This is a genomic window from Streptococcus sp. k-402, from assembly GCF_013277515.1.
GTDB lineage: Bacteria > Bacillota > Bacilli > Lactobacillales > Streptococcaceae > Streptococcus.
Genome location: NZ_VMNB01000005.1, coordinates 28,650 through 46,410 on the forward strand (window position 1 = coordinate 28,650; position 17,761 = coordinate 46,410).

9 protein-coding genes and 1 pseudogene are annotated in these 17,761 nt (G+C 38.3%); 9 read left to right on the plus strand and 1 reads right to left on the minus strand.

The features are described 5' to 3' along the window. Positions 1-135 precede the first annotated feature (135 nt). On the minus strand, positions 136-588 hold the full coding sequence (locus HT724_RS04450; RefSeq protein ID WP_049524946.1) for a universal stress protein: 453 nt from the start codon (positions 586-588) through the stop codon (positions 136-138). 161 nt (positions 589-749) lie between these two features. Here HT724_RS04450 and HT724_RS04455 point away from each other — a divergent pair, with 161 nt between their 5' ends. The 9 genes and pseudogenes from HT724_RS04455 to HT724_RS04490 all read left to right on the plus strand — a co-directional run bounded on the left by HT724_RS04455 (position 750) and on the right by HT724_RS04490 (position 17,499). Then, entirely contained in the window at positions 750-1,043 is a 294-nt protein-coding gene (locus HT724_RS04455; protein ID WP_173249703.1) for a hypothetical protein, read from the plus strand. A gap of 156 nt (positions 1,044-1,199) precedes the next feature. Further along, positions 1,200-2,414, plus strand: coding sequence for a pyridoxal phosphate-dependent aminotransferase (locus HT724_RS04460; protein WP_000666459.1), 1,215 nt, complete (start codon positions 1,200-1,202; stop codon positions 2,412-2,414). 154 nt (positions 2,415-2,568) lie between these two features. Then, positions 2,569-2,703, plus strand: coding sequence for a 50S ribosomal protein L34 (rpmH, locus tag HT724_RS04465; protein ID WP_000831905.1), 135 nt, complete (start codon positions 2,569-2,571; stop codon positions 2,701-2,703). A gap of 138 nt (positions 2,704-2,841) precedes the next feature. Further along, positions 2,842-4,806, plus strand: coding sequence for a peptide ABC transporter substrate-binding protein (locus HT724_RS04470; protein WP_173275213.1), 1,965 nt, complete (start codon positions 2,842-2,844; stop codon positions 4,804-4,806). A gap of 555 nt (positions 4,807-5,361) precedes the next feature. Next, positions 5,362-13,035, plus strand: a pseudogene (locus HT724_RS04475) (DUF1542 domain-containing protein); the annotation flags it as partial. Positions 13,036-13,101: 66 nt separating this feature from the next. Next, entirely contained in the window at positions 13,102-14,187 is a 1,086-nt protein-coding gene (locus HT724_RS10470) for a DUF1542 domain-containing protein (RefSeq protein ID WP_345890308.1), read from the plus strand. A gap of 407 nt (positions 14,188-14,594) precedes the next feature. Then, positions 14,595-15,362: a TatD family hydrolase gene (locus HT724_RS04480; protein ID WP_173275219.1), complete on the plus strand. Its 768-nt coding sequence runs from the start codon at positions 14,595-14,597 to the stop codon at positions 15,360-15,362. 602 nt (positions 15,363-15,964) lie between these two features. Then, on the plus strand, positions 15,965-16,528 hold the full coding sequence (rnmV, locus tag HT724_RS04485) for a ribonuclease M5 (protein ID WP_173275222.1): 564 nt from the start codon (positions 15,965-15,967) through the stop codon (positions 16,526-16,528). 71 nt (positions 16,529-16,599) lie between these two features. Continuing rightward, on the plus strand, positions 16,600-17,499 hold the full coding sequence (locus HT724_RS04490) for an XRE family transcriptional regulator (protein WP_173275225.1): 900 nt from the start codon (positions 16,600-16,602) through the stop codon (positions 17,497-17,499). Positions 17,500-17,761: the final 262 nt, after the last annotated feature.

Sequence of the window (17,761 nt, forward strand, 5' to 3'; positions counted from 1 at the left end):
TGTTTTGAGGTTGCAGATGAAACTGACGAAGTCAGTAACATACCTACGGCAAGGCGACGTTGACGTGGTTTGAAGAGATTTTCGAAGAGTATAAATAGTAAACAAAAAGGAGCGCTGAGCTCCTTTTCTTTGTAATTATAAGGTTTTTTCTTGTTCTCTCACAACCAGCAAATCGACCTTAGCATGGCGGAGAATGTATTCAGATGAAGAGCCGACCAAGAGGCGTTCAAAGGCGTTGAGACCAGTTGCGCCAACTAGAATGAGGTCCACTTCCTCAGCATCTGGAATAGTACGTGCTAGTAGGGTCTTTGGATTTCCCATTTCAATGACGATATGAACATCTGCCACACCAGCATCTTTAGCACGTTTTTCGTACTCTTTCATCAGACTTTCAGCGTCGACTTGGAGTTGTTCGTAAACTTCAGCATCAAAGGTGGATACGCTTTGGAGAGCGCGTGTGTCAATGACATGGGCGATGGTAAGTTTAGCGTCGTTTCGTAGAGCAGAATGAACTCCCTTGACAAAAGCCAAGTCTGCTTCCTTAGAACCATCGATTGCGACCATGATATTTTGGTAACGTTGTGCCATAATGAAACCTCCTGAAATTTCCTTACTATAATTGTAAACCTTTTCACTATAGAAGTAAAGCAAAAAAAGTATTTTTCAAAAGAATGTTAGTGCTTAAAATCTATATAAATATATGATAAAATAAAAGAAAGGATAGCAGGAAAGAAGTGAAGGGAGGGAGAATGATGAAAAACTCTTTTCAAAAATCAAATTTCCTTTATTATGGAATTATCCTAGTTTCAGTCTTGGTAGAAGTAATCATGATCTGGCAATTAGAGAAGCTGATTCCGCTTCTTTATCCAGGTTTTATCGGCTTTTTAGTCTTTCATCTACTCTACCATCTAATCTTATTCCTAGTTGCAAAACGAAGTGGCCGTTGGGGTTACTTGATGATATGGGGGCTTTTCCTCATGTTCAATCTTCTCTATGACTCCTTTTTAGGCTTGCTTTTTCTAGGATTATCTTTTGGTATGTGATGTTTTTTTGGCAAAACACCTGCTATCTCCCCTGTCTTGACCTCGCTTTTAGCGAGGCTTTTCTTCTGTAGGATTTTAGTAACACATTTCAGCAAACTTGTCGCATTGTCTTTCTAGTGGTATAATGTTACTATCTCGATGAATTGAGGAAACAAGATGAAAGAATATAACAAGTCTAGTAAGTTAGAGCATGTTGCTTATGATATCCGTGGTCCTGTTTTGGAAGAAGCCATGCGGATGCGAGCAAACGGAGAAAAGATTTTACGTCTGAATACAGGAAATCCAGCAGAATTTGGCTTTACAGCGCCAGACGAGGTCATTCATGACTTGATTATGAATGCGCGTGATAGTGAAGGGTATTCTGACTCCAAAGGGATTTTCTCAGCCCGTAAGGCCATCATGCAGTATTGCCAATTGAAGAAATTTCCAAACGTAGATATTGATGATATTTACCTTGGAAACGGTGTCAGTGAGCTGATTGTCATGTCCATGCAGGGGCTTTTGGACAACGGAGATGAAGTCTTGGTCCCAATGCCAGACTATCCTCTCTGGACAGCCGCTGTCAGCCTAGCTGGAGGAAATGCCGTTCACTATATCTGTGATGAAGCTGCAGAATGGTATCCAGATATTGACGATATCAAGTCAAAAATCACTTCCAATACCAAGGCAATCGTCCTTATCAATCCAAACAATCCAACTGGAGCCCTTTATCCTAAGGAACTCTTGCTGGAGATTATTGAGATTGCCCGTCAAAACGATTTGATTATCTTTGCGGATGAAATCTATGACCGCATGGTCATGGATGGACATGTGCATACGCCTGTGGCGAGCTTGGCACCAGATGTTTTCTGTGTCAGCATGAATGGTCTATCAAAATCCCACCGTATTGCTGGTTTCCGTGTGGGTTGGATGGTCCTATCTGGTCCTAAGACACATGTTAAAGGCTATATAGAAGGGCTCAATATGCTATCCAATATGCGTCTTTGCTCTAACGTTTTGGCTCAGCAAGTCGTACAAACTTCCTTGGGTGGCCACCAATCAGTCGATGAATTGCTCCTTCCTGGTGGACGAATTTACGAGCAAAGAAATTTCATTTATAATGCCATTCAAGAGATTCCAGGTTTGTCTGCGGTTAAACCCAAGGCGGGACTCTATATCTTCCCTAAAATCGACCGCAATATGTACCGTATCGATGATGATGAGCAGTTTGTCCTTGATTTCTTGAAGCAGGAAAAGGTTCTCTTGGTTCATGGTCGAGGCTTTAACTGGAAAGAACCAGACCACTTCCGTATCGTTTACCTTCCTCGTGTTGATGAACTAGCCCAAATCCAAGAAAAGATGACTCGTTTCTTGAAACAGTATCGTAGATAGGGCTTACATCAGAAAAAGCGCCAAAAAGCAGTAAACATTTGCCTTGAGCTATTGACAAAAGTGAAAGAATCAGATAGAATAGTAAAGTATGTTTAGTAACTGATCACTTTATAGCCGGCTAAACGAATACAAAATCTATGAGGAGGTATTCATCGTGAAACGTACTTATCAACCAAGTAAACTTCGTCGTGCGCGCAAACACGGATTCCGTAACCGTATGTCAACTAAAAACGGTCGTCGCGTATTGGCAGCTCGTCGTCGTAAAGGACGCAAAGTTTTGGCTGCATAATCCAAACGAACCATATCAAAAATCAGTAGGAACTCGAGTCTACTGATTTTTATTTTTGTAAAAAAGTTCAAAAAGGCTTTATATTTTTGCTCAAATGGTGTATAATATTTCACATACTGTAAAAAATGGAGAATAATCATGAAGAAATCAAAAGTTATGCTTTTTGGAGCTATGGCTTTGACAGCAGGTCTAGCTCTAGCGGCATGTGGGTCTTCCCAATCAAGTAATGCTGAGAAAACCTACTCTTATGTATTTACTAGTAATCCTGATACCTTGGACTACATTACTTCAACACGTGGTTCTACTTCAAGTATCACGACCAACCTGATTGATGGCTTGTTAGAAAATGATAAGTACGGTAATCTCATTCCATCTATGGCTGAGTCATGGACGGTATCAAAAGATGGTTTGACCTACACTTATAAAATCCGTCAGGGGGCGAAATGGTACACTTCAGAGGGCGAAGAGTATGCGGATGTAACGGCTCATGACTTTGTGACAGGTCTCAAGTATGCAGCTGATAAAAAGGCTGAAAACTTGTACTTGGTTCAAGACTCTATCAAGGGCCTCGCAGACTACGTTGAGGGGGAAACATCTGACTTTGAGACTGTTGGAGTTAAAGCAGTGGATGACTATACTCTTCAATATACTTTGAATAAGCCGGAATCTTACTGGAATTCTAAGACTACTGGGGGCATTTTGAGTCCTGTAAATGAAGCTTTTTTGAAATCTAAGGGAGATGACTTTGGAAGTGTAACACCATCCAGTATCTTGTCAAATGGTCCTTACTTGTTTAAATCTTTCTCATCAAAATCTTTGATTGAATTTGATAAAAACCCTAATTACTGGGATAAGGACAAGGTCAAAATTGAGAAAGTGAAGCTTTCTTTCTTTGACGGTTCTGATCAAGATAGTTTAGCGAGAGGATTTTTGGAAGGGAACTACTCGGACGGTCGTATCTTCCCGACAAGTTCAGTGTTTGATCAGTTGAAAAAAGGGAATGAGGATAAAATCACCTACACACCACAAAACTCAATTACCTTCTATTATCTTTTTAACGTTAATCGTCAAAGCTACAAGCAAACCATGAAACAGTCTGATAAGGAAAAGACAGACTCGCTTGCGGCCATGCAAAATAAGGATTTCCGTCAGGCTGTCAACTTTGCCTTTGATCGTCATGCTTATGCAGCGCAGACAAATGGTGAAGATGGAGCAGACCGTATCTTGCGTAACACGCTTATCCCAAGTGATTTTGTCCAAATCGGTGGTAAAAACTTTGGAGATGTTGTCAATGAAAAGATTATTAACTATGGTACAGAGTGGTCGAATATCAATTTGAATGATGCGCAACCTGCCTTTTTGAATCCTGAAAAAGCCAAAGTAGCATTTGCTAAAGCTAAAGAAACCTTGCAAGCAGAAGGCGTGACCTTCCCAATTCATTTGGATATGCCGGTTGACCAGACGGCTAAGTTAGATGTGCAACAAGCAAGTTCCTTTAAGCAGACAGTGGAAGAAACCCTTGGGACGGACAACGTTGTGATTGACGTGATTCAACTTTCTCCAGACGAGAAGGATCAAGCTACATTCTTTGCAGATACAGCTGAACAAAAGGACTATGACATTGATATTTCAGGTTGGAGCGGAGATTACTCAGATCCGAAAACTTATCTTGATATCTTGGATCCAGAGTCAGGTTCACAGCTTAACAATATTGGGTTGACTGCTGGAAAAGATAATGAAGTAAAAGAAAAAATTGGACTTTCTGCTTATAAGAAGTTACTAGATGAAGCAGATAGCGAAGTTGAAAATACTCAGGCTCGTTATGAAAAATTTGCTGAAGTCCAAGCTTGGTTGACTGACAGCGCCCTCTTCCTACCAGTTCAAAGTGGTGGAGCCAACCCAATCTTCCGTAAGACTGTACCGTTCACAGGAGCCTTCTCGTTCGTTGGGCACAAAGGAGATGCTGATAACTACAAATATGTTGAACTGCAAAAAGAGCCAGTAACTGCGAAACAGTACCAGGAACTCTATGAAAAATGGCTAAAAGAAAAAGCTGAGTCAAATAAAAAAGCTCAGGAAGATTTGGCTAACCATATTCAATAAAATTTCTAGTCATGCTTTTTAGTTAATACTCAATGAAAATCAAAGAGCAAACTAGAAAGCTAGCCACAGGCTGTACTTGAGTACGGCAAGATGAAGCTGACGTGGTTTGAATTTGATTTTCGAAGAGTATAAGCATAGTGACTGGATTTAGAAAAAGACCTTGCTAGACAATTTTGGTTCTGGTAGGGTCTTTTCTTTATTTTTTGTTTTTGATGAAGTAAATGGAGTGGATAGGGCTTCAGATAGCTAGAATGACTTGTTTTATGTTTTTGAATGAGAATCGATTAAAATTTATAAATCTGTATAAGGGATTAGTGACAAAACGATACCAAATAGGGTAAATTTCTATATATTTTAATTAAAGTAAAAATGAGGCTAAAAGTGGACGGGGGGGGGATTTTATGCTATAATGTACGTATATTCTTATCACCTAAAGTAGATATATTATAATAAAGTTTTATTATAGTGCATCAGCTTTTTGAATAAGAAGAAATAAAAATAAAAAATGGAGATCAAAGAATGAAGTATAAGAGAACGCAGAAACGCTCCAAGCAGATGTGGCAGCGTGTAGAAAAATTTTCGATTAGAAAGTTTAGCTTTGGAGCAGCGTCGTGTTTGATAGGGGCATCTTTAGTTGGGGCTGCTATAAATCCGAACATTGTAGATGCGGCATTTAAACAATTAAATGGCGAAGACGGTATTGTATCGTTATATTCTAATTCTGGAGAAACTCCTGAAAGTGCAGACGGTATTGAAATCGGATCAAAAGTAAATGTAGACAAAGAAATTGGAATCGATGTAGACTGGTCAGAATACACTCGAGAAAATCCATTTGTTAAAGTAACTTATACCTATAATGGTGGAGCTGATGGCGAGCGTGTTGCTGGATATGGTGGACACCGTGCTCGTTTTTGGTTCACGACGCCAATAGGATTAAAAGAGCCTAAAGAAATTACTTTAAAGAAAAATGACGGAAACCCAGTGTATGTAATGAAAACATGGGAAGGTAGCCAGAAATTTACTTCGCTATCTAATTCGGTTAACTCACGATTCCAAACAAAGGATGATATTAATAGGGCTTATCGAGACTTAGATTTTCGTGGGGATGATACTAAGTGGGAATCATATAATGATACTACAGGAGAAAATCATAGAGAGTATAGCGGAAGTTTTGCGAATAAGTTTTGGTATCATATTGGGGAAAGAATTTCAGATGATCCATATGAACAAGCTATTTATGAAAGCTTCCGTACAAACACAAAAACGATGTATGTCGATTGGGAACGTGCAGGTATTGATAGAGCAACGATAACAGCTGTATATGAAGTTGCAGATCCAACCCTTGGTAATAATCGTAGCACTTTAGAATTTGGAGCAGGTTTTAGGGTTGGTATCGCTCGAATGATGCAACATTATAAAACAGTGTTAGCGCCAGTTCCAACTTTATATAAATTAAATGAAATTTTTGAGCCATCTGTTCCAACACGTGTCGCAGTAAAAGATACCAATAAACTCACCGAAGAGGAAAAAAAGAATGTTAGGGAAAGACTTTGGGAGGCAAATAAAGAGACTGTAACTTCGGTAGCGAGAACAGGGAAAAATAAATTAATAGAGAACCTTAAGAATGAAGATAAAACAGAATCTATTCTTATAGGCGATGATGGAAAAGCGACAATTATTTATTCTGACAATACTGAAGACGTTATTCCAGGAACATCGCTTGTTTATAAAGTAACGGAAACGAATACGCATAAAGTAGGTAATGGATATGAGTATGATATTAAACCAATAGCTGTAAAAGATATAAATAGTATAACGGAAGAAGAAAAGAAACGTGCTATTAAGTCATTTTTAGAAGCAAATGGACTTGGGGTATCAAGATTAAAAGGTCATAGCACCAAAGAAGATATTGATTATTCAGAGGGGACAACAGAAGAAAATACAGGTATTACCTGGTTTGCTTATGATGAAAATAGTGTTAATGGAAAAAATATAGGTACATATATTGGAACTAGAAAAAATAGTTCAACAGTCATGTTATCAAGAGATGCTGGTAATTCAGGTTTATATACTATCCCAACTTCAGATCTTTATTATAAAGAAGGAACTAGTGCTCTAGATTTAGCTAAAAAGGATGCTGAAGCGGCAATTGATAATTTAACTTATTTATCTCCAAAAGAAAAACAAAATTTCAAAACTGAATTAGCATCGAAAAAATCACAAGATGATTTAAATACCGTGGTAAATAATGCTATTGCACAAAATTCAAGTAATGAAAAAGCATTAGAAGCTAAAAAACGTGAAGTGAAGGAAAAAATTAATAACAATCCTTACTTAACAACAGCAGAGAAAAAAGAACTAGTAGATCAAGTATCGGCAGTAGTAATGACAGACCCAACTGAAGGAACTGCTACTCCTATTGAACATACAAAAGGTCTTGTCGATAAAATTTTAGACAAAGCATTAGAAAAAACAAAAGAAAAAGCAAAAGCGATCATTGATGAAATCGATAAAAATGGTGGGCAAGCAGGATATTTAGAAAATCCAACAGCAGCTCAGTATAAAGAACAAATTCAAAATGCTACTACACAGGAAGCAATTGCTAAAGTAATTGAAGATGCGCTAAATCAAAAATCTAAAAAAGCTCATGATGCTGAAAAAGCTAAAACAGATGCTTTAAAAGATGAGTATAAGAAGAAAATTGATCAAGTTCCTGGTCTAACAGATGCTCAAAGAGATGAGTATAAGAAACAAATTGATGCAGCAACAACAAGAGACCAATTAGAAGATATTGTGAAAGATGCAGAAGTAAAAGCGTATCGTGATACAGCAAAAGCAAAAATTGATGCGCTTGAACACTTAAATGCTGCACAAAAAGCAGAATTGAAAACACAGGTTGATGCTGCAGGAAACAAAGCTGAAGTTGATAATATTGTGTCAATTGCTCAAGGTTTAGATTCTAAGATGGATTCTCTACAAAAATTAGTAGCAGAAGCCGAAAAAGTAAAAGCCTCTGATAAATATACAAATCCTAATGTTCCTCAAGATAAGAAAACTGCATTCGATAACGCAAAAGACGCAGCTTCAAAAGTAGCTGATAAGAATACAGCTGAGCCAGAAAATGCAGCTGGTACATCAGAAGTAGCTACTTTAATTGACAATTTAGCAAAAGCAATTAAAGGGTTAACAGGAGAAGATGTAGCTGTCCCTGTATCGAAAGATGCTTTGAAAGCAGAACTTGACTTGAACACAGATGATGCGGTTAAAAAATCACCAGCTTATGCTAAAGAGACAGATGCCGCTAAGAAAAAAGCTTACGATGATGCTTTAGCAAATGCTCAAAAAGTGTATGATAAGCAAGATGCAACACAAACAGACGTAGATAATGCACTAGAAACACTAAAACAAGCACGTTTAGCTTTATCAGGTAAAGCAGAAGACTTCACTTTAGGAGTGAAAGATGGAGCTGCAAAAATCTCTGTTGTACCAAAAGTTGGAGAAAGCCTAAAAGGACAAGCTGATAAAGATGCAGTAAAAGCTCAAGTAACAGCAAACGGTAAAGCGTTAGACAATACTTATGTTGTAGAATATGGAGCTATTGCAGAAAAAGGCGATAAGAAAGTTGTACCAGTAACAGTCACTCACGATGGTATTACAAGAACAGTTGATGTACCAGTAGAAGGAACTGATGCTGCGAAATCTCCACTAAATGATCCAGAAAAAGTAAAAGTTAATGATGTGTCTAATTTATCAGAAGATGAAAAAGCAGCCGTTAAAGCAGCAGTTAAGAAAGCAAACACAAACTTAACAGATGCTCAAATTTCAGTAGACAATACAGGGAAAGTAACTGTAACGTACTCTGACAAATCACAAAATGAACTGCCTGCATCTAAGACTGTAGAAGTGAAAACTGAAGCAGAAAAAGCATTAGACAAAGCTAAAGAAAAAGCGAAATCTGACTTAACAGAAGCAGCTAACAAAGAAAAAGCAGAAATTGAAGCAGACAAAAACTTAACAGAAGATCAAAAGAAAACTGAAAAAGACAAAGTTGATAAAGTTAAGGAAGAACAAGAAAAAAATATCGATAAAGCGACAACGCCAGAAGATGTAACAAAAGCAACAGAAGACGGTAAGAAAGCAATTGCTGAAGTTCACCAAACAGAGTTAGACAAAGCCAAAGAGCAAGCGAAATCTGACTTAACAGAAGCAGCTAACAAAGAAAAAGCAGAAATCGAATCAGACAAGACCTTAACAGAAGATCAGAAGAAAGCTGAAAAAGCAAAAGTCGATGAAGCTAAGAAAGCTGCAGAGTCTAACATCGATAAAGCTGGAACAACTGATGAAGTAGCGAAAGCAACAGAAGCAGGTAAGAAAGCAATTGATGCTGTTCATAAAACTAATGCTGAGCAAGCAACTCCAAATGTAAAAGATTCAGTAACTGAAGCAGGAGGAGTTCCAGTAAGTGTTGACCCATCTAACGCTCCTAAAGTAGCAGAAGCAGATAAAAAAGCTATTACAGATGCTGTAGAAGTACCAAAAGACCAACCACAACCGACAGACAAACAAGTCAAAAATGACGGAAAAATTGTGAATGGAACAGGTGCAAATGAAGGTAAGAAAGTAGTTGTAGTAGAAGTTACTTATGGTGACGGATCAAAAGACGAAATCGAAGTACCTGTAAGAAAAGCAACTGATCAGGAAAAAGCAAAAGCTGACCTAACAAAAGCAGCAGATGCTGAAAAGGCAGAAATTGATGAAGACAATGCATTATCTAAAAAAGAAAAAGAAGCATTGAAGAAACAAGTTGATGAACTGAAAGCAAAACACGAAGAAAACATCAACAATGCAACTTCACCAGAAGCTATAGCATCGGCAACAGAAAAAGGTAGACAGGAAATTGCTGCTGTTCATACTCCACAAGATATTACAGAAACAGCTAAGAGAAAGTTAACTCCACCAAAAGAAAGAGTTAAGGTCACAGATATCAATCATTTGACAGATGAAGAGAAAGAAGCTGTTAAAAAAGCGATTGTGGCGACTAACCCTTCATTAGAAGAATCTGAAGTCTATGTGAGTGATAAGGGAGATGTAGCTTCTCCTAAAGGTTACTTGGAAGCAGAAAAAGTTGTTGTTCAAGCATTAAACAAACCAGCGACACCAGTCGTAGTGGCTGATCCAAATCATTTAACAAATGATGAAAAGGAAAAAGTGAAAGAAGCTGTAGCCAACGCAAATCCTGGTCTAAACAAAGATGATATTACAGTCGATGATAAAGGTAATGTAACAACTAAGGATGGCGATAAATTACTTGCAAAAGATGTAGTAACTCCAGCCCTGAACAAACCAACAACACCAGTTGTAGTTGGAAATCCTAATGCTTTAACAGAAAAAGAAAAAGAGGACATTAGGGATGCTGTCGCAGCTGCAAATCCAGGTTTAAACAAAGGTGATGTTACAGTAGATAACCAAGGAAATGTTAAAACTCCAAAAGGAAATCTACCAAAAGAAGATGTTGTCACAACAGTTTTAAATAAACCAAATAAACTTGTTGAAGTAGAAAATCCAAATAGCCTAACAGTTAAAGAAAAAGAAGCGGTTAAGAAAGCTATTGTAGAGGCAAATCCAGGTTTAACTGAAGATAAAGTCAAAGTCGATGATCAAGGAAATGTCACAACACCACAAGGTAACTTACCGGCAAAAGATGTTGTAACTTCTAGCTTGAAGAAACCAACAACCCCAGTTGAAGTTGTCAACCCATCTAAACTGACAGACCCAGAGAAATCTAAGATTGTAGAAGAGATTATTAAAAATAATCCAGGTTTAACAGATAAAGATATTAAGGTTGATGATCAAGGCAATGTTGAGACACCAAAAGGTAATTTACCAGCAGAGGATGTAGTGACACCAGCCTTGAAGAAACCGACAAAACTTGTCCCTGTTAAAGATGTCCATAGCTTAACAGAAGCAGAAAAAGACGCTGTTAAGGATGCTGTTGTAGCTGCAAATCCAGGCTTAAACAAGGACGATGTCAAGGTTGATGGTCAAGGCAATGTTGAAACGCCAAGAGGTAATTTACTAGCAGGAGAAGTTGTAACTCCAGCCTTGAAGAAACCTGTTACACCTGTAGAAGTTAAAGATCCTAAAAACTTAACAGATACAGAAAAAGACGCTGTTAAGGATGCTGTTGTAGCTGCAAATCCAGGCTTAAACAAGGATGATGTTAAGGTTGATGGTCAAGGCAATGTTGAAACACCGCAAGGTAATTTACCAGCAAAAGATGTAGTAACACCAGCTTTGAAGAAACCTGTCACACCTGTAGGAGTTAAAGATTCGAATAACTTAACAGACAAAGAAAAAGAAGATGTTAAGAAAGCTATTGTTGAAGCAAATCCAGGCTTAAACAAGGACGATGTCAAGGTTGATGATCAAGGAAATGTTGAGACTCCAAACGGAAATCTACCAAAAGAAGATGTAGTAGTACAAACTGCTAAAGGGCAATCTACAAGTATCTTTAAACCAGAGTTAGACTTACAAACTGCTTTAGTATCCGGAAAAGTAACTGTAGAAAAAGGTAAAGACTTAACTGACGAAGACATCCTAAAACAATTAGCACTAGCTGATGGACTAACAGCGAAAGTTATTTCTACACCAACTACAACTGAAACAGGAACTAAAGAAGCAGAAGTGGAAGTAACACTAGCTGATGGAACTAAAATAACTGTAAAAGTACCAGTAGAAGTAGTTGATTCCTTAGGAACAGCTGATAAAGACAACGATCTTGCTAAGGCGAAAGAAGATGCTAAAAAACAAGTAGAAGAAGCTGCTAAAGCTAAAATTACTGAAATCAAGAAGGATCCAGGTTTAACTGAAGAGCAAAAACAAAAAGCTGAAGAAGCAATCAATAAAGCTAAAGATGAAGCTAACAAAGCTATTGACGACGCATCATCAGCAGGAACAGCTAAACAAATCGCAGATCAAGCTAAAGAAAATATTGAAAAATATAATCCAAAAGCAGATACAGAAGTTAAGAAACCAGATGTAACAAACCTTGATGAAGAAAAAGCGAAAGCAAAAGCTGAAATACTAGAAGAAGCTCAAAAACGTATTGACGAAATCAAGAACAATAAAGATTTATCAGACGAAGCGAAACAAAAAGCTATCGAAGAAATCAATAAGGCCAAAGATAAAGCGATTGAAGACATCAACAAAGGTCAATCTAAAGATGAAATCAACGCGGCGAAAGAAGCTGGTATTCATAAGATAAATGAAGTTCAACCAGAGGGCTCTATTGCATCTAAATTCGAGCCGAAAGTTCCTGAAAACAAAGTGGAAGTGGAAAATCCAGCAAAACTTTCAGATGAAGAAAGAGAACAAGTTCGTCAAAACATCGAAGGAGCTAACACATTCCCAGATGGAACAACAGTAGAAGTAAAATCAGATGGAACAGCTGTTATCACATATAAAGATGGTTCAAGCGATACGATTTCTAAAGATAAATTAGTAGCGCCAGCTAACAAAGAGACAGGAACAATCGCGTCAAGAACCGAGCCGGTTATCCCAGGAAAAACACAAGTAGGAAATACTACGAAGTTAACACCAGAAGAACAAGCTGCGGTTAAAAAAGCGGTTGAAGAAGCGAACAACTTCCCAGCAGGAACTACGGTAGAAGTAAGACCTGATGGAACAGTAGTCATCACCTATCCAGATAAATCTGTAGACACAATAACAGGGGATAAACTTGTTGAAAAAGGAAGCAAACAAGAAACTCCAAAAGTTCAGACAGATGCAGAGAAGAATCCGGCGCAAGTTCCAGGAAACTTTGTACCTGTTGAAAATACTCACAACTTGACACAGACGGAGCAAGATACTGTAGCAGCTAAGGTCAAAGAAGCAAATCCAGCGGCGACAGATGTTAAGGTATCTAAAGATGGAACAGCAACGCTAACATATGGAGATGGTTCAGTAAACACAATTCCAGGAACCAGTCTAGTAGTAGCCAAAGATACTGACAATGAAGCTTCAACACAAGCCGCGCAAAATCCAGCAGTGGTGCCAGCAACTACAGAAGTTGGAAATGCTCACAGCTTAACACCTGAGGAACAAGCTGCAGTAGCTACGAAAGTGAAACAAGCAAATCCAACTGCGACAGATGTTAAGGTATCTAAAGACGGAACAGCGACATTGACATACTCAGATGGTTCAGTCAATACAATTCCAGGAACCAGTCTAGTAGTTCAAAAAGAGGAAACTCCAACACAAGAGCAACCAACAATCGCTGAGAAGACAAAAGTAATCATCCCAGCTAACCCTACAAAAGTAGCAGAAGCTACAAGATTAACAGATGCAGAAAAAGAAGCTGTTAAAAAAGCTGTAGTAGATGCAAATGGATTCGGAAGCGATGTTAAAGTTGAAGTAGCTGGAGATGGCACAGCGACAATCGTCTTTAAAGATGGTTCAGCTATTACAATTCCAGGAAATCAATTGGTAGCACAAGATCCAAAAGCACAAGATAGCACTAAACCGACTGCTGAAAAATCAACTGTTAAAGCGCCTGCTCAAAGAGTAGATGTAAAAGATATAACTCATTTAACAGATGAAGAAAAAGAAAAAGTTAAGGTTGCTATTTTACAAGCAAATGGTTCAGCATTAGACGGAGCGACAATCAATGTAGCTGGAGATGGTACAGTAACAATCACATTCCCAGATGGTTCAGTAGTGACGATTCTAGGAAAAGATACAGTTCAACAATCTGCGAAAGGTAAATCTGTAACTCAAGAAACTACACCAGAGTATAAGCCAGAAACTACACCAGGTGGAGATAATGGAGGCAATACTGGAAGCTCAGATGCTAATGCGAATGCAGGCGGTGGTAGCCAGGCAGGCGGACAAGCTCACACAGGTTCACAAACCCCAGCTCAATCACAAGCTTCTAAGCAATTAGCTACTGAAAAAGAATCAGCTAAAAATGTCATTGAAAAAGCTGCCAAGGACAAGCAGGATGAAATCAAAGGCTCACCGCTTTCTGATAAAGAACAAGCAGAACTTTTAGCAAGAGTGGAAGCAGAAAAACAAGCAGCTCTCAAAGAGATTGAGAATGCGAAAACTGTGGAAGATGTGAAGGAAGCAGAAACGATTGGAGTGCAAGCCATCGCCATGGTTACAGTTCCTAAGAGACCAGTGGCTCCTAATGCTGCTCCTCAGGCAACAAGTGCACCGCAAGCAACTGCAGGAACAATGCAAGATGTTACCTACCAGTCACCTGCTAGAAAACAATTACCTAACACAGGTTCAGCATCAAGTGCAGCGCTTGCTAGTCTTGGTTTAGTGGCGGCAACCAGTGGTTTTGCTTTGCTAGGAAGAAAGGCTAGACGTAGAAAATAGGACAGCTAGAAAATTCTATTCTCTACTTAAAGTGAGATTATAAGGGGGATTTGGAGAAATCATCAATCCTAGTGATGGGTGAGAGAAGAGAGAACCCAAGATAATCACATACTTTATACTCAATGAAAATCAAAGAGCAAACTAGGAAACTAGCCGTAGGCTGTACTTGAGTACGGCAAGGCGACGTTGACACGGTTTGAATTTGATTTTCGAAGAGTATTAGATGAATAGGGATGTTCTATCAATCTAGCCAATCTCTTCCGTCTCTAACTGTGGAATAGAAGATGGGCAATATCGGATAGAAAAGCTAGCAGAATAGCTCTATTGAAGAGAGGAGGGAAACCGAAAAATTGGGTGCCCCTCCTCTTTTTTGGTATAATAGTAGATAGAAAACGAGGTTAGAAGAGATGATTTTTGATACACATACACACTTGAATGTAGAAGAATTTGCAGGTCGTGAGGCAGAAGAAATTAGCTTGGCTGCTGAGATGGGTGTGACACAGATGAATATTGTTGGTTTTGATCAACCAACGATTGAGCGTGCCTTGGAGTTGGTAGATGAGTATGACCAGCTCTATGCGACAATCGGTTGGCATCCGACAGAAGCAGGGACTTATACGGAGGAGATTGAAGACTACCTGCTTGATAAGCTCAAGCATCCCAAGGTTGTTGCTTTAGGTGAGATTGGTTTGGACTACCATTGGATGACAGCGCCCAAAGAGGTGCAGGAGCAGGTTTTTCGCCGTCAGATTCAGTTATCTAAGGACTTGGATTTGCCTTTTGTTGTCCACACCCGTGATGCGCTGGAAGATACCTATGAGATTATCAAGAGCGAGGGAGTTGGCCCTCGAGGTGGCATTATGCATTCTTTCTCAGGGTCTCTTGAATGGGCAGAGAAGTTTGTCGAACTTGGCATGACCATTTCCTTCTCAGGAGTGGTGACTTTTAAGAAGGCAACTGATATCCAAGAAGTGGCTAAAGAGTTACCTTTGGACAAGCTTTTGGTGGAGACGGATGCTCCCTACTTGGCTCCTGTTCCTAAACGTGGTCGCGAAAACAAAACAGCCTACACTCGCTATGTAGTGGACTTTATCGCTGGCTTGCGTGGGATGACGGCAGAAGAGTTAGCGGCGGTAACAACTGCAAATGCAGAAAGGATATTTAAAATTGAATAGATTATTGAACTTAATAAAGAACTTAATAAAGAACAACTCAACTTTAATAGCTAATCTATTGTTAGTATTGATATATGCCATGTTGTGGTTTATATCGTTTATTATTGGAGATTTGATAAAACCAATATTAACTATTATTACACTGATATGGATTAGTATTTATTGGTACACCTATAAATGTAGCAATGTTTTAACTGTAAAAAAATTTCTATTTGGTTACAAAGAGCGCAATGATTTATGTGGGAGTGATGCTTTTTTCTTTAGGGTGCTATCAAGTGAATTTTTTAAAATCATGAAGAGTTATCCAATAACTATGGTATATATAATACTTTGGTATTTGCCTCTAATTACCTTGCTAAAATTTTGGGATGTAATCAAAAATATTATTGACGTACTGAGCTTACTGAATATATTGGGTTTCCTCAATTATTTTGAAGATTGTATTAAAAATTTAGCAAGCAATTTAGCACCGTATATGTTGGCATACAAAGAAGAGACACAAATCGTTGTGAATATTGTGTATTTGCTTATTCTGTGGATAGTGACCTATACTGTTTGTTTGCGAATTAAGCTGTCTAAATTTGAGGATGACAACTAGTAATATGAAAAAAATGAAAATTTCTCAAGTCCTCGTGGTTGAAGGTCGCGATGATACGGCCAATCTCAAACGTTACTTCGATGTAGAAACCTATGAGACACGAGGTTCTGCTATCAATGACCAGGATATAGAGCGGATTCAGCGCCTGCATCAACGTCATGGAGTCATTGTCTTTACAGACCCAGATTTTAATGGGGAGCGGATTCGTCGCATGATTATGACGGCCATTCCAACAGTTCAGCATGCCTTCCTCAAACGAGATGAAGCTGTTCCCAAGTCCAAAACCAAGGGGCGTTCTCTGGGAATAGAACATGCCAGCTATGAAGACCTGAAAACAGCGCTGGCTCAGGTGACAGAACAATTTGAATATGAGAGCCAGTTTGACATCAGTCGTAGCGACTTGATTCGCCTTGGTTTTCTAGCAGGGGCAGACAGCCGTAAGCGACGAGAATATCTAGGAGAGGCTCTCCGAATTGGCTATTCCAACGGCAAGCAACTCCTCAAACGCTTAGAGTTGTTTGGGGTTACCTTGGCAGAAGTGGAAAAAGCTATGAAATCTTATGAGTAGGAAAGATGTAGCCGTTACAATTTTTTAAGTTTCACAGTATTTTTCGAAGCAGGTAGAAGAGGAGGTGTCTGATGTTAATTGGTCAAAAAATTAAAGAGATTCGGATAGAAAAAGGAATTAGTCGTCCAGATTTTTGTGGAGATGAGCAAGAACTGACGGTTCGTCAACTGTCGCGAATTGAAAGTGGAGCTTCGCAACCGAGTTTGCCCAAGTTAGACTATATTGCTCGCCGGTTAGGAGTTCCAGCTTATAGCCTTATGCCGGATTTTTCTGCTCTTCCTCCTGCTTATTTAGAATTGAAATACCAGATTTTACGTGAACCAATCTATGGTAAAGAAGAGGAGTACGATAAGAAAGAAGCGTGTTTGGAAGAGATTTATAAAACATACTTTGATAATCTTCCTAAAGAAGAACAATTAGCATGTGAAGTATTGCAGGCGTGTTTAGATACTTCTAGAACTAGAAGGCCTGAATATGCAGAGTTAATACTTGAGGAACATATGCCTCAGATTATAGAAAAAGAAGCTTATTCAATAAATGATATGTTGTTGATTCGTTTGTTTTTTTATCAAATGCTCATTAGAAAAGATCTTGCCAAATTTATAAATCAAATCGAAAAGCTAATGTTCTTGCTTTTGGGACAGAAGAAGATAACTCAAATAGAGAATTACTTTATAATTAGAGATACTCTTATTTCAGGAATGTGTTGTCTTGAAAAGGTAGGAGTAACTGATTGTTTTAATGATTATCTATCGTGTTTACAAGAAATTATGGATAAAACTCAAGATTATCAGAAGAAACCTCTTGTATTTATGTTTTTGTGGAAGCAAGCATTAAGAGTAGAAAGAGATTTTAGTTTAGCTGAATCATTTTATCAGTCTTCTAAAACATTTGCGAAGCTAATTGGAGATGAATTTCTAGTAAAGAAATTGACAGAGGAATGGCAAGAGGATGTAAAAAAATATTTATAAATATCGTGAAACAATGACAAAAATGTCCTTGTTCTAGTATTAAAACAGTTCTAAAGTTCGTTTTTAGAGCTGTTTTTTTAGATATGAGCCAAAAATAATATGAAATAGTTAGATTTTAAGGACATTGACGTCCTTGATAGTTCTTGAAAAAACGGATATAATATATTTGAAGATGTTGCTAGTAGAAAGAACTTAATAAACTTCTTAACATCGCAGTGACTGTGGTCATCTTCTCACTAAGTGACCAAGTAACTTTTTGGAG

Coding starts and splice junctions, on each gene's coding strand:
- HT724_RS04450 (WP_049524946.1), bottom strand. CDS start 588: ATGGCACAACGTTACCAAAATATCATGGTCGCAATCGATGGTTCTAAG.
- HT724_RS04460 (WP_000666459.1), top strand. CDS start 1,200: ATGAAAGAATATAACAAGTCTAGTAAGTTAGAGCATGTTGCTTATGAT.
- HT724_RS04480 (WP_173275219.1), top strand. CDS start 14,595: ATGATTTTTGATACACATACACACTTGAATGTAGAAGAATTTGCAGGT.
- HT724_RS04470 (WP_173275213.1), top strand. CDS start 2,842: ATGAAGAAATCAAAAGTTATGCTTTTTGGAGCTATGGCTTTGACAGCA.
- HT724_RS04455 (WP_173249703.1), top strand. CDS start 750: ATGATGAAAAACTCTTTTCAAAAATCAAATTTCCTTTATTATGGAATT.
- HT724_RS04490 (WP_173275225.1), top strand. CDS start 16,600: ATGTTAATTGGTCAAAAAATTAAAGAGATTCGGATAGAAAAAGGAATT.
- rnmV (WP_173275222.1), top strand. CDS start 15,965: ATGAAAAAAATGAAAATTTCTCAAGTCCTCGTGGTTGAAGGTCGCGAT.